The organism is Pseudomonas fluorescens group sp. PF-1 (genome assembly GCF_054481335.1).
The window spans coordinates 1,498,708-1,518,610 of sequence record NZ_JBTMNG010000002.1; the positions used below are offsets into that span (position 1 = coordinate 1,498,708).

Below are 19,903 nucleotides of genomic sequence, written 5' to 3' on the forward strand. Positions count from 1 at the left end.
CGGTACCTGACGGCGCAAACCGCCGTCAGGCACTCATCACCTCTTCGGTTTTACAAGCCGGCGCGCTTCATGGCTTGACGGGTCAAACGCCTCGACAGCTCTTTCTCGGCGTCACCGAGATCGACCAGCAGGCGGTCGAAAACCGCATCGCTGAACGGCTCATCGGCGAAGACTACTGTGTCCGGTGCCGGCAGGTCGTTCATCAGCTCCCTGAGCCGGCTGCGCAGTGCGGCGCGCTGAGTATCCGACGTCGATTCGGCCCATTCGCGCTGGGTATCGCGAAGGGTGTCCAGTTGTTCCGACAGCTTCTGATAGCGAGTCTTGTTGGCTTGCATTTCGCTCGCATGGCGCTCGTTCAAATGCGTTTGCCAAAAATCCTGTTCGAGCATTCGGTCCACCAGACCGTCGCCTTCGCCCAGGGCCAGCACCGTGTCATAGGCTTGATCGATCATCGCGTCCGTGACGCCGGACACCGGCCGGTAGAGCATGCCCTTCGACTGCCAGGGCAAGTCGAGGCGCTCTGCCAATCCGGTTTGATAGGCCAGGTAGACCTCGACTTCGTCCGGGTTGCCGCCACGGCTGGCGACATCGGCGCGGGCCACCTCGTTGACCTGTTCCAGCCGCGCCGCGCCTTTGGCCAGGGTCACCAGCTTCTGCTCCAGCTGCGCCGGGTCGGTGGAATACGCGTGGGCCTCGTAGGCGAGTACATCAATGCCCATGTGATTGAACAACTGCGCACCGGCGTCGGCGCAATCCACCGGCGCGACAGCCATGGTGAACAGCTTCTCGCGCAGGGGCGTGTCGACGTAGACGGCATCGAGCATGCGCCAGACACGCTGCACCAGTTGATCCCGGGCCGGGCCGCCGGCGCGGTAGTCGGCGGAGAGCTGGGTATCGAGCAGCACGTTCAGGAAACGCTCGGCCTGGGGCTCGTCGACCAGCTCCGACCAGAGATTGGCCCGGTCGACGCCCCAGCCGGGCACGTCGTTCCAGTGGTCCGCGCTGTAGTTGGAATTGACCACCCAGTCCGCCTGGCTGTTGGCGGGCACCACGGGCTCCGGAGGCAACGTCACCGAGCGACGAATGGCCTGATAGTTAACCTGGTTGGATTCCGACAGGTTGCCGACATCGAGCCGGGTGCGCGCCACGACCCAGGCCTGCGGTGAGCCGGGTACCACCTCGGGAATCAGGCTGATTGGGTTATCCCGAAGATCCAGCAGAAAGCCGCGAGGCCTGGTTTTGCTCAGTGTGCCTTCGGGCCAGGTGGTCATGACCGTGTCCCGCAGCCCGACGACCTTCAGCCGGGGCATGCGCGAGATATCGACAGGCCTGCCCAGCGGGTTTTTGTCCAGCCGCAGAATCTCCAGATAGGTCAGGTGTTTGAGTTGCTCGACGGCGGTGGCATCCAGCACGATTTGATTGTCACTCAAGCGCAGGCGTTCGAGCCGCTGCAGGGTGCCGATGCTTTCCGGCAGGCTCGTCAGCTCACATCGGCTGGCGCTGAGTTCGCGCAGGTTGGGGAAATCTTTCAATAAGCCATTGGCCTTGGCGGAAAACCGCGTGTTATCCAGTTTCAGGACAGTGACTTTGTCCAGGTATTTTTTCAGCTGCGGTGGTTCCGGCCATTCGGACTCCAGATTGATCGGAAGCAGTTCCCGCGACAGATCCAGCGCATAGCCATGGGGTTCGGTACGGCTGCCGAGCTCGGTATTTTTTCGTTCGAAGCAGGCGAGTAAACAATCAGCAATGTGCCGCCGAACGCGGCGCATAGGCATCGGGTTATCGGCATCCAGCCCGGCCGACTGCGCCTCCCACAAATCAATGAGATTGCGCAATTGATTGAGATCGTTTTCCTGTTCCTCAAGACGCTTCATCGGCTCGCCCTGTTCGGTCAGGGCAGCGGCGAAGCTGTCGACCTCGGCCTCGCTGAAATGCGGATAAAGATCCTGAATGCGTTCGTGCAGTGTCAGGCCTTCCTTGCTCAGCCACCCTCCACGCACCAACAACATCGTTTCATGCTCGGCCACCGGGCGAATGGGCGGTTCGGCGAGTACGGTCCGGCGTTCGCTCGGCGGAGCCGATTTGGCCATGACCCATTGCCTGAACTGTTCAGCATCCCCCGGTTTGTAGCCCAGGGCGTTTTGTCCATTCTCCTGCGTGGCCTGCAGGACGGCTTCGAAAAAATCATCGGCTTCATGGATCGCCTGATCCTCGCCATCACGCACCTGATATTGCCCGGCCTCGTCGCGAATCAATACCCGCACCCGCGTAGCGTCCTCGGGGCCGACGCTGTAACGCAGATCGCCATCGAAGGTGTCCTGACGAATCTCCAGGCGCAGGTCGCCGAAGGTGTCGGTGTTGAAGCGCAAGGTGCCCAGCACCAGACGCTCGGTGTCGGGCGTGATGGCCGCGCTCGGGTACAGACCCTGAGCGGCTCGCACGGTTTGCGTTTCGAATTGCAGCTCCCGTGCCTGGGTCCTCAGGCGCAGGGGGAGGCGGTTTTCCTCGGTCATCCGCTGACGTTCCGTGGCGCTGGCACGCGCATGGATTTGTTCGGCAACGGTCGCCGGCAGCTCGGGGAAGTCACTGAACAGCGGCGCGATTTCAGCGGGTAACGCAGCGGGCGCGATGGGCGGTGAAGACAGGCGTTGCAGGGTGTCGGTCAGCAGCGGTGGCGGCGGGGCGTTTTCAACATGCATCCGGCGCAACGCGCCTTCCTCGGTGCCGCTGATCTGGCGGATCTGCTCCAGTTGTTCATCGTTGAAACCTTCGGTGCTGTGGCCGAGGCGGCGCATCAGGGTTGTGCCTTCCCATTCGCGCGGGTTCTCCGTTTCGCACACCCAGGCCCCATGGCCATTGTGGCGCAGGGTCGGTGCATAAGCATCGAAACGCTGCGGATGGCGGATGCGTGGTTGCTCGGTGATCGGGTCTTGCAGCACTTCGAAGTGTTGATCGTCCAGGCGCAGGATGCGCCGGCCCTGATGCGGGTGGATACCCTGGTCATCAGGCCGGGCGCCCTCGGGCAAATCCACGTCGGTGCGTTGATAGGGGCTGAGGTCAGGGTTCCACAAACGCGTCTCGCCGTTTGCCAGTTGCACCGGTTTCAGGCCTTCGAAAAACGGCGAAAGCTTCGCCTGTGCCACATTGCCGGCGGCGCCTGCCGCCGCGAACGCGCCCAACTGGACCACGCTTTCCAACACGCCGAGGGCCTGCTCACCGGCTTCGGCCAAGTGTCCCTCGGCCAGGTCGACCAGGCCCTCGACCACGCTATCGGTCAGTTGCCAGGCCGTGTACGCCAGCATCAGTTGACCGAGGCCAGGCACCAACGGCGTCGCCACCAGCAAGGCAACGTTGAGGATGTCCGAGAGCATTTTTTCCAGGTTGTCCCACCAGGCCCAGCGGGCCATGCGGTCGGCGTATTCGGTGGCGATGGCGATTTCCCGGCCATCGTTGAACACCTTGTTGAGGGTCTGCCGGTAGCGGTAGCCCCACAGGTCGTTGTTGAAAGTCGTCTCGCGGTCGGTCTTGATGCTCGACACACTGAATTGCAGAGCGGGTTTATCCACAGGGGTTTCGCGCCAGCTCGGCAAGTTGGAACCGGCGGCCACCGGTTGCCACTTCACCGTGCTCAGACGCGCGTTCAACCCGGCGAAAAAATGCCCGCGTTGCTCATGGGGCACGAACTGACTGAAGAACTGTTGATAGTTGTTGGCGGATGCGCCATCGCGCAGCTGGCGTGTCAGTTCAGCCATGAATTCCAGTGACGAAGGGTATTGCTTGAGCGGGTGCAGCGGATCATGGGGAACATAGGCAATCACCGGGACCGGGCCGCTGGCGATGGCAGTGTCCTCGGCGATCAGGATGATGCCGCTCAAACGCGTGTCCATCATTGCCAGGTTGTAATAGGCGATGGGTTTGCCGTTCCACTTCAGCCGTGAACGATCTTCGAGCATGCCTTGCACGACATCAAAGGCCTCCTGGTCGAGGTCGTGCTTCATCAGGGCGATATGCGCGGCGACATTCAGCGCGCTTTTCTGGCTGAGAATGACTTTGTGGCGCAGGACATTGCTCGTCGCTTTTTCGGTGGAGAGCAACGTGTCTTTAAGGTGCTGTTGGTAGCGGGCGCCGATGTCCAGTTCGCGACACAGGGACTTGAACTGCTCGATGCTCAGTTTGTGCTTGAGCGGTTTGACGTTGAAATGCCCGCGTTTGTCGGGGCGGGTGATGAACTCCGAGTCCTGGGTAAACGTCTCGTCCTGGGAGAAGTTGTGCAGCGCGGCATCCAGCAGCGAGACGGTGCGACTGGTGGTGCCGCCAGAAAAATCATGCACCCACCAGGCCGTCTTCACCGGGGCATACAGGCGCAGCCAGGTGTCCTCGACATCGTCATCGACGCCGAAGCGGTCCTTCAGCGCTTGCTCCAACAGGGGTTTGGCAAAGGCGGAAACATCCTGCAGATCACTCAATGCCTTATCGGCGGTGTTTTGCGCGGTCCAGCTGAGTTGGATGGCTTTTTTCAGCTTGCGGTGAGCGAGTGTTGACGCGTTCCTGTGCCAGTCGGGCAACGTCAGCCTGACGGATTTAAGGGTGTCGACACGCGATGGGGAGGTGTTCAGCAGCCAGGCCGGAATGGCCTTTCTGACCTGATGGAAGTGGATGCTTTTGTCGAACGGGGGGATGTCGAGCGGGTCTGATCCTTGAATCGCCGAGGGGGTAATGGGCATTGTCTGATCGTCCTTTGATCATGAATCGGACGACCAGACTAGGTAGGCATGAGGTCAAAAAAAAGCGCAAAAATCAGTTTGAATCGGCGCCGTTGCCGGCACCGTTCTCGCAAAATCCAAGAGTGAAAAATACATATGTACCGCCATCTTTCCGTTGAGTTCTCTCAGCGGCCGGCGGTGACCTCGGGTGGCTGGCACATGGTGTGGGTGCCCGGTTGCAGGTAAGGCGTGAGGATCGGCGCCATGCCCTTGAGCACCTGCACTGGCAGTGCCGAGGTGAAGGTGAAGTTTTCGGCCGAACGCCCCGGCACGAACGCCGTCAGGGTGCCGAAATGGGTATCGCCGATGTAGAACACGAAGGTCGCCGTGCGGTTGAGGGACTTGGAGCTCAGGATCCGTCCGCCGGAACCGATGGCTTCGATACGGTTGTCGCCGGTGCCGGTCTTGCCGCCCATGGCCAGCGGCCTGCCATCGGGCAGTTTGAAACTGCCGGCGACCCGTTTGGCGGTACCGGCATCCACCACTTGTGACAGGGCTTCGCGCATGGCGGTGGCGACTTCGGACGGCATGACTCGCTTGCCGACGACCGGGTCATTGATCAGTTTGGTTTCGTAGGGCGTGCCGGCGGCGAAATGCAGGCTGTCGATGCGCAGGGTCGGCATGCGTACGCCGTCGTTGAGGATGGTGCCGATCAGCTCGGCCAACGCGGCAGGGCGGTCGCCGGAGCTGCCGATGGCGGTCGCCAGCGACGGCACCAGGTGGTCGAACGGATAGCCGACTTTCTGCCAGCGCTGGTGGATGTCGAGGAACGCCTCGATCTCCAGCATGGTACGAATGCGGCCGTCACGGGCTCCCTTGTGCTTGCTCTTGAATAGCCAGCTGTAGACCTCCTGACGTTCGAACTGGCTGGCCTTGACGATATCCTTGAACGTGGCGTCCGGGTGGTTCAGCAAATAGCCCATCATCCACAGGTCCAGCGGGTGGACCTTGGCGATGAAGCCTTGGTCCGGCAGGTCGTAGCTGCCCGGGCCGTAACTGTCGTAGAGCCTTATCAGGCGTTCATCCGTGAGTTTTTCGGTGAGTTTGGCGCCTGTGAGGTGCGAACGCACGAAGGTGTTGAAGCTTTCCTGGCTGGCGTGCGGCAACAGGTACCGGTGCACGGCGGCCATGCGGATCGGGGTGGGGCGCATGCTGTCGAGGAAGGTTTCGAGCCGAGCCTGGGTGTCCTTGTTCTTGTATTTTTTCCAGAACTTGAGCAGGAATGAAGTGCCTTCGCGGTCGGCGAACGACGCCAGGTATTCCTGACGACGCGGGTCGCGGTCGTCCTTGAGCAATTCGGAACTGTTGTTGGGGCCGGAATAGGTGGTGTAGCGCACCAGGTCGCGCATCAGGCGGATGAACGGCAGGTTGATCGACTCCCGCAGGGCATCGCGCAGGGTCGGCATGCGGCCGTTGTCTTCCTTGCGGAAGTTATGGAACACGTGCAGTCCGCCACCGGTGAAAAACGCTTCGCCGGGGCTGGCGGAATACTTGCGGTCCAGCGCCGCACCGAGCATGGGTTGCAGGCTGCGGTCCTTGTTCTGAATCAGATAATCGACCACCCAGCGGCTCAGGTGATCCTGTTCCGGCACGTCGACTTTCTTCAGTTCCGGGATGCTCATGCCGGCATATTTATCGTGCAACTCGGCAATGATCTGCAGATAGGTGGTCAGCACGCGCATTTTCGCTGTGGAGCCCAGTTCCAGTTTGCTGCCTTCATTGATGTCGAACGGTTGATCGGTGCTGTCGGTCTGCACCCGCACCCGCGAACCGTCCGGGGTCAGTTCGAACAGGGTGAAGCTGTAGCGCACTTGCGTGGTGCTGGTGGGGGTCAACAGCCGCTCGCCGATCAGGCCGATCTGCGAAGCGAAGGCCGGGTCGGCGAGTTTTTTCAGGTACTCGGTGGCCTGGGTTTGCAGTTCGCCTTGCAGGGTGCTGGTGGCCGAGAGGTCGAGGCGGTCAAGGTCGTACAGCGGGCGATTGAGCATCCCGGCCAGACGGCTGCGGGCCACGCTGATGCCCTTGTTGGTTTCGATCGGCTGGATGGTCGGCTGGGTGGCCCAGTCGCGGTACGTCACCTTGCTGGCCAATGCGGCGGCGGCAAACGGGGCGTCGATCACGCCATTTTGGGCCAACAAGCGAATATGGCTGTCGGTGAGGTCGACCAGTTCGTCGCGCCCCTTGGTCAGGTAATGGGACGGGCGGCGCTGGGCGATCATCAATGACAGCATTTCGCGCAAGGCCAGACCTTTCGCCGCCATGGTTTGCGGGTCTGTCGCGGTGCTGGTGAGTGCTTCGTTGGCCTGGTTGAAATCGGAGCCGTACCACACCCGCAAGCCTTCGGCCATGCCATGCACTTCCCCGTGGCCGGGTACGGCTGACAACGGCACGCTGTTGAGGTAGTCGCGAACAATGTTCTGCCGGGCTTCGAGGGTTTGTGGCCCGGCCTGATAGGCACGCACGGTGGCGGAGATCATCTGGCGGATTTTCTCCGCGCCATTGACCGTCAAGCCATCGGGCGAGTGCCGGTATTTTTCCAGCTGCGTGGCCAGAGTACTGCCACCGGCGGACTGGCCGGGTACGTGCAGCAACTTGGCAACCTGGGACCATGCCGCCATGCCGAAGCGCGGCCAGTCCACGGCAGGGTTGGCCAGGGGTTGTCTGGGGTCGAGCAGAAAGCGGTTCTCGATAAACAACAGGCTGTTGACCACCACCGGCGGGATCGAGGCAAAGCTGGAATAGAGTTGTTGCGGATAGTGGTACTGGTACAACGGCGCGGCGCGGCAATCGGTAATCGATAACCCCGCCTGGATTTTCTCGGAATAGGGCACGAACAGGCCCCTGTCGGTGTAATTCATCAGCGCCGGAGAAAAACGGGTTTGCGCTTCGATGACGAAATCACGCTTGAGCAAACGGGGCAGGAACTCGCCCAGCGAGCTATAGCCCAGGCGCAGATCGAACGGGCCGGCGCCAGGGTAGTGAATGGCATCACTGGGGCCGGGCTTGAGTTCATAGCTGAGGGTTTGGGCAAACTTGCTGATCTCCCGCGATTGAAACCTCGACGTGCGCATCTCCTTGGACGCCGCCAGGCCTACGACAATCGCAATGATCAATATCAGCAACCAAAACGCCTTCCACCCATGCTTGACACGACTGCGACGGGGTTTCTCAGGTATAGGCGCCTCATCCACACGTTCAGTCGGGACCACAGTTTTACTCGAATCGGTTTGCCATAACGCGCCCATAGTCGACTGATCCATTCACGCAGATTGATCTGACTTGCCTGAAGCTTAGACGGTGGTTGGCGATGGTGAAAAAATTGTGAACCTCCAACTATCGGGTTTCTTCTGTTTCCTGTGGCGAGTCAGCGTGTCGGATCGCCGCGCAGTCCCGCTCGAGTGCGCACCCGTCGCAAAACCAGGTCACCGGTTAATCAGGCACAACCCGATGACAGGGTTGGGGCCACTTTGCAGCCCGGCGGAGCAAGCTCCCTCGCCACGGGGATGGCTGCACGCTGGAAGTACTGGTCTAGACGCGTCCATCGAGTAAAAACGGCCTGTCTGTGGGCATGACGACGCACCCATACCGTGCAATACTCGCCGCCGTTGAAAATGGCGAAAAATCCTACATAAGTCAGGCAATCCATCTCCGTGAATCCCCCTTTTGCCGAGAGTTACGCCTGAATTTTGTGGTTTATAGAGTGAAAATATCTGTCGCCGGCTTTTTATACTGCACGCCCCGCTGATCTTGCAGGATGTGTCCTGGAAGACGGTTTTGCCCACGAGGCCGAGCCGGTTATGGGAAGCAGTGACTTATCCGTCATTGTTTCGACACTCGGTGGCTATATCCAATAACAAGACGAGGTGGTACCCCTATGCCAGTTGGCAATCATCTGCCCCACGGCGAGACCGCTCAGGGCGGCCCGCTCAAACGTGAACTCGGCGAACGGCATATTCGCTTGATGGCACTCGGAGCCTGTATCGGTGTCGGCCTGTTTCTCGGTTCGGCCAAGGCCATTGAGATGGCAGGGCCGGCGATCATGCTGTCCTACATCATCGGCGGCCTGGCCATTCTGGTCATCATGCGCGCCCTCGGCGAAATGGCCGTGCACAACCCGGTTGCGGGTTCGTTCAGCCGTTATGCCCAAGACTACCTCGGCCCTCTGGCGGGCTTCCTGACCGGCTGGAACTACTGGTTCCTGTGGCTGGTGACCTGTGTCGCGGAAATCACCGCCGTGGCGGTGTACATGGGCGTCTGGTTTCCCGACGTACCGCGCTGGATCTGGGCGCTGTCGGCCCTGGTCAGCATGGGCACCATCAACCTGATCGCGGTCAAGGCCTTCGGTGAATTCGAGTTCTGGTTCGCCCTGATCAAAATCGTGACCATCATTGCGATGGTAGTGGGTGGCATCGGCATCATCGCCTTTGGCTTGGGCAACGATGGGGTCGCGCTGGGCATTTCCAATCTCTGGACCCATGGCGGCTTCATGCCCAATGGCGTTCAAGGCGTGTTGATGTCCCTGCAAATGGTCATGTTTGCCTACCTCGGCGTGGAAATGATCGGCCTGACCGCCGGTGAAGCGAAGAACCCGCAAAAGACCATTCCCGATGCGATCGGCTCGGTGTTCTGGCGGATTCTGCTGTTCTACGTTGGCGCACTGTTCGTGATCCTGTCGATCTACCCGTGGAATGAAATCGGTACCCAGGGCAGCCCGTTCGTGATGACCTTCGAGCGCCTGGGCATCAAGACCGCCGCCGGCATTATCAATTTCGTGGTGATCACGGCGGCGCTGTCGTCCTGCAATGGCGGCATCTTCAGCACCGGACGCATGCTCTACAGCCTGGCGCAGAACGGTCAGGCCCCGGCCGGCTTCGCCAAGACCTCTAGCAATGGTGTGCCGCGTCGCGCGTTGCTGCTGTCGATGGGCGCCTTGTTGCTGGGCGTGCTGCTCAACTACCTGGTGCCTGAAAAGGTGTTCGTCTGGGTGACGGCGATTGCGACCTTCGGTGCGATCTGGACCTGGGTGATGATCCTGCTGGCCCAGCTCAAATTCCGTAAGGGCCTGAGCGCCAGCGAACGTGCGGGTTTGAAATACCGCATGTGGCTGTACCCGATCAGTTCTTACCTGGCGCTGGCGTTCCTGGTGCTGGTGGTCGGTCTGATGGCCTACTTCCCGGACACTCGCGTGGCCTTGTATGTCGGCCCGGCGTTCCTGGTGCTGCTGACCGTGTTGTTCTACGTGTTCAAGCTGCAACCGGCCCCTGTGTCGCAGGGTGCGGTGCAGTCGGCTTCGTAAGTCGTAACGCCTGAAACGCAAAAGCCCCGGTCCATTGGCCGGGGCTTTTGTATTTTTGCAGATCAACCCGGCATCGACAGGCGCACGCGATCTGCTCAGGCAGGCGCTGTCACCGTCTGCGATCTTTTGATGGTCTGATTCAAGCGCTTGTTGAACTCCAGCCAGGCCCCCAGCAACGCCATCAACCCGGCCCCCACCAGCGCGGTGAAGATCTGCATGGCGAAGGCATCGTCGGCCATCGCATTGATCATGTCCGCCAGGGGCGCCAGCAGCACGCCGAGGCAGAAGATTTCCAGGGAAAAACGCCCCATGCGGCAGCTTTGCCGGGCCAGCCAGTTTTTCGTCCAGCCGGTGTCGGGCAGCAGTTTCGCGGTGACGTAGGCCAGCGCCAGAAAGTGCAACAGGCGCACGGGTGACAGGTTGGTCTTGCTGATCGGGTACAACAAATTGCTCAGGCTGGCCGGCATCAGCGCATCGTGGATCTGCGGCCAGCGCCACAACACAGTCAGCACGCCGGCGACCACAACGTATACCGCTGCCGTCAGGAACAACGGCTGGCGGATCAAAGGTCGGGTCTCGGGCACGCGCGAGCGCTGTGAGTGAATCGCCGCCGCGCCACCGAGCACGAACAGCAACTGCCAGGCGACAGGGTTGAAGTACCACACGCCGTCCTTGATGGCGGCCAGGTTCCAGCCCAGCCATTGCGCCAGCAGGTACACCGTCAATGACCCCGCCACCACGGCCCAGGGCTTGCGCACCAGCAACGGCAGCACCAGCGGCAACCCGGCCAGCAGCACGATGTACAGCGGCAGCGGGTCCATCAGGTTCGGTTTGAAGCGCAGCAGCAGCTCATCGATCAGGGCCTGTTGCGGGCTGGCGATGAAGTGGTGCATGCCCATTTCCTCCACCAGATCCCGGGTCTCCACGTGACTGTTGGCGAAGAACACAATGCCCATCAGCATCGCCAGCAGGAAAATATGCACCACGTAGAGCACCCAGGCCCGGCGCAGGATTTTCACGCAGGTGATCAGGAACCCCTCGCGGGCGAGGATTTTGCCGTAGGCCAGCACCGCGGCATAACCGGCCAGAAACACGAAGACTTCAGCCGCGTCGCTGAAGCCGAAGTTGCGCAAGGTGATTTGACCCAGTGGGTTGTGGGGCACGTGATCCCAGAAAATGAAGATCAGTGCCAGACCGCGAAAAAAGTCGATCCGGTGATCGCGCTCGAACGTCATGACATCAGGCTCGTAAACGGGGGTTAAACAAAGGAGTCCGGAAGGGGCGAAAGGTTGCGCCCCGGCACATCGGCGGCGCGCAGGGTGGCGTGATTCGCCGACAAATGCAAAGTCGGGATATTTCGGAATGTCTCGTGGCGTTTTCGCAGCGTTTAACCGCTGGTCTGAAAGGCATCCACGCCTGTGATTTATGACAGTAGACAAGCTCAAATGACTGGGGATGTACTAGGTTCCAAAACAGGGTTGTCAGCATGAGACGGGTGTGGAAAGGCTTGTCCAGCTATTCGGTGATCGGCGTTGCGAACACGTTGATTCACTGGCAGATCTTTTTCCTGCTCAGCGTGGCGGCCGGATGGACTCAGGCTGTCAGCAATCTCGCGGCCTTCTGCGTGGCGGCCTCGTTTTCCTTCTACATGAATGCGCTCTACACCTTTGATGCCAGGGCCTCGGTGGGCGGTTATCTATTGTTCCTCCTGGCGATGGGCACGCTGAGCCTGGGTGTCGGGCATATCGGTGACGTGTGGCGCCTTTCTGGCTTGCTGACCGTGGCGCTGTTTTCCGCGTTAAGCCTGGTGTTCGGTTTCCTGTTTTCCAAGTACGTGGTGTTTCGCGAGCGTGCCGCGTGAAAGTGTCGCTTATCGTCCCGGTATTCAATGAAGAGCAGGCGATCAACCTGTTTTACCAGGCGGTGCGTCGCGAATTGAGGCTTGAGCGGATCGAAGTCGAGATCGTCTTCATCAACGATGGCAGTACCGACCGTACGGCCGAGCAAGCCATGGCCCTGGCGCAGGCGGACGATCAGGTCATGCTGATCAATTTCTCGCGCAATTTCGGCAAGGAGCCTGCGTTGTTCGCCGGCCTGGAATATGCCACCGGCGACGCGGTGATCCCGATGGATGTGGACCTGCAGGACCCGATCAGCGTCATTCCCCTGTTGATCGAACAATGGCAAAAGGGGGCCGATGTGGTCCTGGCCAAGCGCCGCAATCGGGCCAGTGACAGTTATCTGAAACGCCATACGGCCTCGCTGTTCTATCACCTGTTGAACCGGATTTCGTACACCCGGATCGAAGAGAACGTCGGTGACTTCCGCCTGATGGACCGCAAGGTGGTCGATGTGATTCGCGCCTTGCCCGAGCACCAGTTGTTCATGAAGGGCGTGCTGTCCTGGGCCGGGTTCAACAGCGTCGTGGTGGAATACGAGCGGGCCAGGCGGGTGGCGGGGGACAGCAAGTTCAACGGCTGGAAACTGTGGAACCTGGCACTGGAAGGCGTGACCTCCTTCAGCACCGTGCCCCTGCGTTTATGGACGTACGTCGGTGGTTGCGTGTCGATCTTCGCCGTGCTGTACGCGGTGTACATGGTGCTGGACAAGATTTTCTTCGGTAACAGCGTGCCCGGTTATCCCTCCTTGATGACCGCCATCCTGTTTCTGGGCGGTGTGCAGTTGATCGGCATCGGCATCCTCGGTGAGTACATCGGCCGTATCTACATCGAGGCCAAGCATCGGCCGCGCTATGTGGTCAAAGACATCGTCGGCGACAAAGACCGGCACGGGCCTTAGCATGGGCAGATTCGGTGATTTCTTCGTCAGGGAACTCGGTCGCCGTCAGGTCTGGCTGTTTTTCCTGCTCGCGACCTTTTTGTATGTGCTGCCGCTGATCCTGGCGGACTTCCCCTACATCGATGACAACTGGCGCTCGCTGTCGGCAGGGATGGCCTGGGCCGAACAGGGACGGTTGTTCGCCGAGCTGTTCTACAACGCGCTGACCTTCAGCAACGCCGCGCCGAACATCTTTCCGTTGCCGCTGTTGATCGCAACCGTGGCCATGGCCTCGGCACTGACCAGCCTGACCTTTCATTACTTCCGTCAACCGACGGTCGCCCGTTGTCTGGTGCTGTTGCCGCTCTGGTACAACCCGTTCTTCCTGCAAAACCTCTCTTATCAGTACGACGGCCCGATCATGGTCCTGAGCGTGGTGGCGGTGATCTACGCCATCACCTTTCGCCACCCCTCGCGCAATGTGCAATGGCTGGTGCCGTCATTGCTGATTGCACTGGCGCTCGGGTTGTATCAGGTGAGCCTCAATGTGTTTCTCGGCCTGTGTTGCCTGGAAGTGTTGCGGGCCGCCAATGACAAAGTGGCCTGGCCGCAGTGGGGCGGTCTGATCGGCTGGAAGTTCGCTCAACTCGTGCTGGGCGGGTTGATCTACGGCGTCAGCGCTTACCCCTTCATGGGAGAGGGGCGCACGCTGTTGCTGAATTGGGGCGCGCATCCCTTGCTGCAAATCCGGATCAACCTCGGCCGGGTGCTGGAGAACGTGGTGTTGCTGTTCCATGGCGGGTTTGCCTGGGTGTTCGCCGGGTTGTTCTTATGCGCGATTGTTGGGGCGGTTCGCCTGGGTTCGCGGGTTGTGCGGCGTTCGGACAGTGGACCTAAGAAACTGTTGATCGGCCTACTCTGTGTGCTGAGCGTGCCCATGGTGCTGCTGTTGGTGTCGGGGGTTGCCCTGTTCTTCCGCGACTTCAACGAAGGCGCCAGAACCCTGATGGGCTTCGCAGTCTTGCTGGTGCTGATGTGCTACCTGGCTCATCTGGCACTGGCCCCCCTGCACGAGCGATTGCCGCTGCTGTTGGTGGTGCCGCTGTTGGCGATGCTGTCACTGTCGTTCGCCTACGGGCGGGTGCTGGTGTTGCAGAAAACCTTTGCCAGCAGCGCGCTCTACAGCCTCGAGTACGACATCGCCAGCCATCGGGCGCTGCGCGAGGCCAAACGCATTTACCTGTCGGTGACCTATTCCGATCATTGGTTGGTCGGGGCCGCGGGCTCGTTCAAGCACATGCCGGTGTTGCACTATTTGTTGAACATCGACTATTTCATGCTGGCCGAAAACCTGCCCAAGGTGGGCATCACCAACGTGGTCGCGGAGAAGGAGCGGCGTAACGCGACAAAGGTCGGGTATCAAGGCTTTCCCTCGCTGGTAGAGAGCCGGTACTACCGGATCTACCTGATCGGGGATTACGGTTTTATCGTGATGAAGGAACCGGCCCCGATCAAAACGCTTCGCTGGTGAAGCGCAGTGGCGGGGCCGTGGCGGTCAAGCGACGGCCACTTCATTGGGCTCGAAACTGTCGGCCCGCGCCATCTGCCACATCCGCGAGTAAAACTCGCCATTCACTTCACCGTTGAGCAATTCCCCCGGTTTCAGGGACACATGCAACTGCGAGAACAGTTTGATCTCGGTTGCCGACATGCGCCGCACCAGGTGTTTGGCCGACAACTGCGACGGATGTTCGAGGCCTGCGGCGGCGAGCATCTCCGCCAGGCCCTTGAGGGTGTTGCGGTGGAAGTTGTAAACGCGCTGGGCCTTGTCCGGCACCACCAGCGCCCGCTGGCGCAAGGTGTCCTGGGTGGCAACACCGGTCGGGCATTTGTTGGTGTGGCAGCTTTGCGACTGGATGCAGCCGATGGCGAACATGAAGCCACGTGCCGAGTTGGCCCAGTCGGCGCCGATGGCCAGGACGCTGGCGATGTCGAAGGCGCTGACGATCTTGCCGCTGGCGCCGAGTTTGATCTTGTCCCGCAGGTTCAGGCCAACCAGGGTGTTGTGCACGAACAGCAACCCTTCGCGCATCGGCACGCCGATGTGGTCGGTGAACTCCACCGGGGCGGCGCCGGTGCCGCCCTCCTTGCCGTCGACCACGATGAAGTCCGGGAGAATGCCGGTTTCCAGCATGGCCTTGGCGATCCCCATGAACTCCCATGGATGGCCGAGGCAGAACTTGAAGCCCACCGGTTTGCCACCGGACAGTTCACGCAACTGCTGGATGAAATGCATCAACTCGATAGGCGTGGAAAACGCGCTGTGACGTGACGGCGAAATGCAGTCTTCGCCCATCAGGATGCCGCGAGTATCGGCGATTTCCTGGGTGACCTTGTGCTTGGGCAGAATCCCGCCGTGCCCCGGTTTGGCGCCCTGGCTCATCTTGATTTCGATCATCCGCACCTGCGGCGTCTGTGCCTGCGCCGCGAAGCGTTCGGGGTCGAAACGCCCGTCCGAGGTGCGGCAACCGAAGTAGCCGCTGCCCAGTTCCCAGGTCAGATCGCCGCCGTGTTCGCGGTGATACGGGCTGATGCTGCCCTCGCCGGTGTCATGGGCGAAGTTGCCGAGTTTGGCGCCCTGGTTCAAGGCGCGGATGGCGTTGGCACTGAGCGAGCCGAAGCTCATGGCCGATATGTTGAACACCGACGCGGAATACGGCCGGGTGCATTGCGGGCCGCCGACCATCACGCGGAAACTGGCGGGGTCGCTCAAGGGCGCCGGACGCATGGAATGGCCGATGAACTCGAAGCCCGATTGATACACGTCGATCAGGGTGCCGAACGGCTTGTCGGCGCTTTCGTTCTTGGCCCGGGAGTAGACCAGAGAACGCTGGGCCCGGGAAAAGGGCAGGGCGTCGCTGTCGGATTCGAGCAGGTACTGGCGGATTTCCGGGCGAATGGCTTCGAACATGTAACGAATGTTGCCGAGGATCGGGTAATTACGGCGTACCGCGTGGGGACTTTGCAGCAAATCGAAAACACCGATCAGGCTGAGTACGCCCGTGACAGCGGTGATCGGCCACAGCCAGTCGTGCGCGAGAAAGGGCAGGCTGGCGAGGGTGAATATCACGCAGACGGCAAAGAAGGCGTAGCGGCTCAGGAGTGACAGACTCATACGGTTTCCGTGGGTTCGGACTCAATGGTTCGGCTAAACGCAAATCATTGCAGGAGCGAGCCTGCTCGCGATGAACCAGAGAACACCGCGGGGCATCAGGTTCCCCGCGTTATCGTTCACGATCATCGCGAGCAGGCTCGCTCTTGCAGAAAAGCATTTCAGTGCCATGTCAGGCATTTTGTGCCTGTAGAAAAATCGAAAACAGCTCGGACTGGGATTTGATCCCCAGCTTGCTGTACATGTGTTTCTTGTGGACCTTTACGGTTTCGATGGAGATCTCCAGTTTGCGGGCGATTTCCTTGCTGGAACAGCCGCTGAGCATCAAGCGCCCGACATCCAGCTCCCTGGCGGTCAATTGCGTGCCTTTGAGTTTCTGCACCGATGCTTCCAGTTGCACACGCCAGTCGCCTTGTACCGGGGCAGGCGCAAGCGCCACCACGTCGTTGACTTCATAAGGCAGACGCTGGCGCAACAGGCCAAGCACCCACGGCTGGATCAGCGACAGCAGGGCAATCTGCCCGACGCTGAAGCGCTGCTTGCTGCCCAGTGAAAGGCACAGCGTGCGGTCGCCTTCAAGCTGACAATTAAACTGGATTTCGTCCGCCACGACATTCACACGAAAGTAGCGTTGATAGTACTCGGTGAGTTCGAAATGCTCCGGCGCCACCTCCGACAGGCGATATAACCCGGTGCCCGATTGTTCGCGGCTGGCGATGTAAAACGGGTCGAGCAGGTACAGCCCGCGCAGGTAGTCCTGAAACAACTGATCGGGGCCGCCGTCCTCGCCGGGGCATTCGGCAAACACCTGCGGGTACTGATCGGCGCTGAACAGCAGGGCCACCCAGCTGTCGCAAGGCACGTACTGATCCAGCAGCCGCACCAGTTGCGTCCAGAAGTTGGGCTTGTCCAGGGCGTCGATCAGTTGCCCGACGGAACGGTGCCAGGCGATGTCGTTCAACGAGAGTGTCATGCCTCTACCCCTATCGTGTTACCCCGGCGGCGTAATTCCCCGCCTGCCTGCTTGCTGCGCATACTGGCGCACAGACAGCGAGCGGGCAATCTTTGCGCCGCCCGGCATCCATGACAAGGAATACCCATGAAGGTCGAACTCGCCCAATTGACGGGCCGTGACAACGACACGGCTTATAACCTCGAACGCGCTTTGGCGGCGATCAACGCCTGCGCCGCCGATACGCAACTGCTCATGTTCCCGGAAAGCCACCTGATGGGCTTTCCGTCGGCCGAATCCGTGGCCGGGATTGCCGAGCCGCTGGACGGCCCGACCGTCAGCGCCATTGTCGCCGCCGCCCGTGAACGCGACATTACCGTGGTCATCGGCACCGCCGAGAACGACAACGGCCGTTTCTACAACACCACGCTGCTGATAACCCCCGAAGGCATCGCGCTCAAATATCGCAAGACGCACCTGTGGGCGTCGGATCGCGGTGTCTTCGAGGCGGGCGACCGTTATGCCACTTGCCTGTGGAACGGGGTGCGCGTCGGCCTGCTGATTTGCTACGACATCGAATTCCCCGAAACCGCCCGTGCCCTGGCGCAACTGGGCGCCGAGGTGCTGCTGGTCACCAACGGCAACATGGACCCCTACGGCCCGACCCACCGCACCGCGATCATGGCCCGCGCCCAGGAAAACCAGGCGTTTGCGCTGATGGTCAATCGTGTGGAAGAGGGCGATGGCGGCTTGCTGTTTGCCGGCGGCAGCGCGTTGGTCGATCCGCTGGGCACCCTGCTGTTCGAGGCCGGGCGCGAGGAGGGGCAGTTTGCGGTCGAGCTGGACCTGAACCGGTTGACGGCGGCGCGCCAGGATTATCGGTATCTGGATGATCAGCGGCTGAAGTTGCCGGGAGAAATGGTCGAGCATGCATCCGGGTTACGGGAGCTGCTGATACCGGCGGGCTGATCCGGATTCTTCGGCGTCGGTGCTGGCGCCATCGCAAGCAAGCTCCCACTAAGCAATGGGTGTGATCACAAAGACACGGCTCGCACCGATCCAATGCGGGAGATCCTATGTTTGGCGGGAACCCACAAACATGGAATTTGGTTGGTACTCACTTTGGTTTTTCATAAAGGCGAACATCTTTACGGGTGTTCGCCTTTTTCGTTCAGGCTTGAATGGCTTCGTGTTTCGCCCGCGTTTTGTCCTGGTGCTTCTGCTTGTCACTCGGAAGGGCGTTGATGCAGTAGTTGATGTAGTAAAAGGTAAAAAGCCCGGTATAGACCAGGTTCATGCGCAGCTCGAAGTTGTGTTCAGCCAAGGCGTAAGCCTTCAGCACCCGCCGCACGCGAAAGCACCAGAGCAGGGTAAGTGCAGTGAGTAATAACAACAGGATACCGGTCAGCACGAGTGCATAGAGATGGGGGAGGACGCTGACATATCCGAATATCCCGATGAGGGCCAGGTAGCCGACAAAAAAGGCCGGGTTCATGGTTTTTATTCGAGTGACGTCCTCCAGTGCGGTAAAGGTTTTATACATCCAGATGTTTAAATAGAGCCCTCCCGTCAGTAGCCCTAACAGAACGAGATGAAATGTCTTGGTGTTGATTTTTTCTTTCAGCGTTGAGATGTCGGACATGCAAGGGTTTCCATAGGCAGCGAATGGGGGTGAGGGACCGTAGAAAATCGGTGCAAACACGCTACCAAACTCGTTCGTGGGAAATTTCCGGACTTGTCGGCGGACCGTTCTGGTCCTTGGCGAGACTCAGCCCTTGGCCGAGGCAGAAAGGCGTGGGATTCTGTACGGCCCTCACATGGACCCTGGGTCAGCAATGTCTTTTCCTACTGATGTTTCTCTCATTGATTCCGGACTTATCCACATCGCCGCCGCCCTGCTGATCGGTCCCGATGGCCGTACCTTGCTGGTGCGCAAGCGTGGCACCGAGGCGTTCATGCAGCCGGGGGGCAAAATCGAGGCCCATGAGCAACCGGTCCATGCCCTGACCCGTGAGCTGGAAGAGGAGTTGGGTTTGATCATTGATCCAGCCTGCGCGACTTTTCTCGGGCAGTTCTCGGCTCCGGCTGCCAACGAACCGGGTTTTGTCGTACAGGCGGAAATCTTTCTGCTGTCCATTGATGCCGACGTTTCCCCGGCGGCAGAGATCGAAGAAGTGATCTGGATCGACCCGGCCACCGACGGAAATGTCACCCTTGCGCCATTGACACGTGACCTTATCCTGCCGTTTTATCGGGCTTCGCTGACTGCGATCGCCTGATCATCCATGCCAAGGAACCGCCATGATCCCGCTTCAGGATTTGCTGATTTTCGCCGCTGCCGCGTTGCTGATGGTCCTGACGCCGGGGCCGAACATGATCTATCTGATCTCCCGTTCGATCTGCCAGGGACGCAAGGCCGGTGTGACGTCGTTGCTGGGTGTGGTCGCGGGTTTTTTCGTGCACCTGTTCGCCGCGGCGGCCGGTTTGACCGCCGTGTTCCTGGCGGTGCCAATGGCTTATGAGGTGTTGAAATGGGCCGGCGCGCTGTACTTGCTGTGGCTGGCCTGGCAAGCGGTCAAACCCGGTGCGCGTTCGCCGTTCGAGGCACAACAGTTACCGCCGGATTCGTCGCGCAAACTGATCACCATGGGGTTTCTGACCAGTGCCCTGAACCCGAAAATCGCCGTGTTCTACCTTTCCGTGTTTCCGCAGTTCATCAGCCCCGAACACGGTTCGGTGTTCACCCAAAGCATCGTGCTGGGCCTGACCCAGATCAGCGTCAGTTTCTGCGTCAACCTGCTGATCGCCCTGTTTGCTGCGGGCATCGCTTCGTGGTTCGTCAGCAACCCGACCTGGCTGGCGCTGCAGCGTTATTTCATGGGTTTCGTGCTGTCGGCGCTGGCGCTGCGGCTGATGCTTGAACAACGCCGGATGGCCTGAGC

General features: G+C 60.3%; 13 protein-coding genes. 7 read left to right on the forward strand and 6 right to left on the reverse strand.

Annotated elements, in window-relative coordinates:
- Positions 1 to 50 precede the first annotated feature (50 nt).
- Positions 51 to 4,724 (reverse strand): NEL-type E3 ubiquitin ligase domain-containing protein, encoded by a 4,674-nt coding sequence (locus tag ACX3YD_RS21505; protein ID WP_458960942.1) that lies wholly within the window; start codon positions 4,722 to 4,724, stop codon positions 51 to 53.
- Between the two features lie 164 nt (positions 4,725 to 4,888).
- Positions 4,889 to 8,008 (reverse strand): transglycosylase domain-containing protein, encoded by a 3,120-nt coding sequence (locus ACX3YD_RS21510; RefSeq protein WP_458960943.1) that lies wholly within the window; start codon positions 8,006 to 8,008, stop codon positions 4,889 to 4,891.
- A 629-nt stretch (positions 8,009 to 8,637) separates the two neighbouring features.
- Between ACX3YD_RS21510 and ACX3YD_RS21515 the strand changes: the two genes are divergently transcribed.
- Entirely contained in the window at positions 8,638 to 10,059 is a 1,422-nt protein-coding gene (locus ACX3YD_RS21515) for an amino acid permease (RefSeq protein ID WP_090467350.1), read from the forward strand.
- A gap of 95 nt (positions 10,060 to 10,154) precedes the next feature.
- On the opposite strand, the gene ACX3YD_RS21520 is transcribed toward ACX3YD_RS21515, so the two are convergent.
- Positions 10,155 to 11,294 carry an OpgC family protein gene (locus tag ACX3YD_RS21520; RefSeq protein WP_458960944.1) on the reverse strand — a complete coding sequence of 380 codons (1,140 nt, stop codon included), beginning with the start codon at positions 11,292 to 11,294 and terminating at the stop codon, positions 10,155 to 10,157.
- 251 nt (positions 11,295 to 11,545) lie between these two features.
- Here ACX3YD_RS21520 and ACX3YD_RS21525 point away from each other — a divergent pair, with 251 nt between their 5' ends.
- The 3 genes from ACX3YD_RS21525 to ACX3YD_RS21535 are packed head-to-tail and all read left to right on the forward strand — an operon-like array spanning position 11,546 to position 14,368.
- Positions 11,546 to 11,920, forward strand: coding sequence for a GtrA family protein (locus tag ACX3YD_RS21525; protein WP_458960945.1), 375 nt, complete (start codon positions 11,546 to 11,548; stop codon positions 11,918 to 11,920).
- Positions 11,917 to 12,858, forward strand: coding sequence for a glycosyltransferase family 2 protein (locus ACX3YD_RS21530; protein WP_458960946.1), 942 nt, complete (start codon positions 11,917 to 11,919; stop codon positions 12,856 to 12,858). The genes ACX3YD_RS21525 and ACX3YD_RS21530 overlap by 4 nt, the downstream gene beginning before the upstream one ends.
- A gap of 1 nt (position 12,859) precedes the next feature.
- On the forward strand, positions 12,860 to 14,368 hold the full coding sequence (locus tag ACX3YD_RS21535) for a glucosyltransferase domain-containing protein (RefSeq protein WP_458960947.1): 1,509 nt from the start codon (positions 12,860 to 12,862) through the stop codon (positions 14,366 to 14,368).
- Between the two features lie 24 nt (positions 14,369 to 14,392).
- Here the strand turns inward: ACX3YD_RS21535 and ACX3YD_RS21540 are convergent, their stop codons facing one another.
- Positions 14,393 to 16,012 carry an FMN-binding glutamate synthase family protein gene (locus ACX3YD_RS21540; RefSeq protein WP_103406324.1) on the reverse strand — a complete coding sequence of 540 codons (1,620 nt, stop codon included), beginning with the start codon at positions 16,010 to 16,012 and terminating at the stop codon, positions 14,393 to 14,395.
- Positions 16,013 to 16,181: 169 nt separating this feature from the next.
- Positions 16,182 to 16,982: a helix-turn-helix transcriptional regulator gene (locus tag ACX3YD_RS21545; protein WP_103406323.1), complete on the reverse strand. Its 801-nt coding sequence runs from the start codon at positions 16,980 to 16,982 to the stop codon at positions 16,182 to 16,184.
- A 126-nt stretch (positions 16,983 to 17,108) separates the two neighbouring features.
- Here ACX3YD_RS21545 and ACX3YD_RS21550 point away from each other — a divergent pair, with 126 nt between their 5' ends.
- Entirely contained in the window at positions 17,109 to 17,930 is an 822-nt protein-coding gene (locus ACX3YD_RS21550; RefSeq protein WP_458960948.1) for a carbon-nitrogen hydrolase family protein, read from the forward strand.
- Between the two features lie 202 nt (positions 17,931 to 18,132).
- On the opposite strand, the gene ACX3YD_RS21555 is transcribed toward ACX3YD_RS21550, so the two are convergent.
- Complete coding sequence (locus tag ACX3YD_RS21555; RefSeq protein WP_458960949.1) at positions 18,133 to 18,603, reverse strand: hypothetical protein; 471 nt, start codon at positions 18,601 to 18,603, stop codon at positions 18,133 to 18,135.
- 193 nt (positions 18,604 to 18,796) lie between these two features.
- Between ACX3YD_RS21555 and ACX3YD_RS21560 the strand changes: the two genes are divergently transcribed.
- Entirely contained in the window at positions 18,797 to 19,240 is a 444-nt protein-coding gene (locus ACX3YD_RS21560) for an NUDIX hydrolase (RefSeq protein ID WP_458960950.1), read from the forward strand.
- Between the two features lie 22 nt (positions 19,241 to 19,262).
- Entirely contained in the window at positions 19,263 to 19,901 is a 639-nt protein-coding gene (locus ACX3YD_RS21565; RefSeq protein WP_047538236.1) for a LysE family translocator, read from the forward strand.
- Positions 19,902 to 19,903 lie beyond the last annotated feature (2 nt).

Excerpts from the sequence above, each read along its gene's own strand:
- ACX3YD_RS21520 (WP_458960944.1), bottom strand. The coding sequence starts at position 11,294 with ATGACGTTCGAGCGCGATCACCGGATCGACTTTTTTCGCGGTCTGGCA.
- ACX3YD_RS21505 (WP_458960942.1), bottom strand. The coding sequence starts at position 4,724 with ATGCCCATTACCCCCTCGGCGATTCAAGGATCAGACCCGCTCGACATC.
- ACX3YD_RS21535 (WP_458960947.1), top strand. The coding sequence starts at position 12,860 with ATGGGCAGATTCGGTGATTTCTTCGTCAGGGAACTCGGTCGCCGTCAG.
- ACX3YD_RS21555 (WP_458960949.1), bottom strand. The coding sequence starts at position 18,603 with ATGTCCGACATCTCAACGCTGAAAGAAAAAATCAACACCAAGACATTT.
- ACX3YD_RS21525 (WP_458960945.1), top strand. The coding sequence starts at position 11,546 with ATGAGACGGGTGTGGAAAGGCTTGTCCAGCTATTCGGTGATCGGCGTT.
- ACX3YD_RS21515 (WP_090467350.1), top strand. The coding sequence starts at position 8,638 with ATGCCAGTTGGCAATCATCTGCCCCACGGCGAGACCGCTCAGGGCGGC.
- ACX3YD_RS21550 (WP_458960948.1), top strand. The coding sequence starts at position 17,109 with ATGAAGGTCGAACTCGCCCAATTGACGGGCCGTGACAACGACACGGCT.
- ACX3YD_RS21510 (WP_458960943.1), bottom strand. The coding sequence starts at position 8,008 with ATGGGCGCGTTATGGCAAACCGATTCGAGTAAAACTGTGGTCCCGACT.
- ACX3YD_RS21540 (WP_103406324.1), bottom strand. The coding sequence starts at position 16,012 with ATGAGTCTGTCACTCCTGAGCCGCTACGCCTTCTTTGCCGTCTGCGTG.
- ACX3YD_RS21545 (WP_103406323.1), bottom strand. The coding sequence starts at position 16,982 with ATGACACTCTCGTTGAACGACATCGCCTGGCACCGTTCCGTCGGGCAA.
- ACX3YD_RS21565 (WP_047538236.1), top strand. The coding sequence starts at position 19,263 with ATGATCCCGCTTCAGGATTTGCTGATTTTCGCCGCTGCCGCGTTGCTG.
- ACX3YD_RS21560 (WP_458960950.1), top strand. The coding sequence starts at position 18,797 with ATGTCTTTTCCTACTGATGTTTCTCTCATTGATTCCGGACTTATCCAC.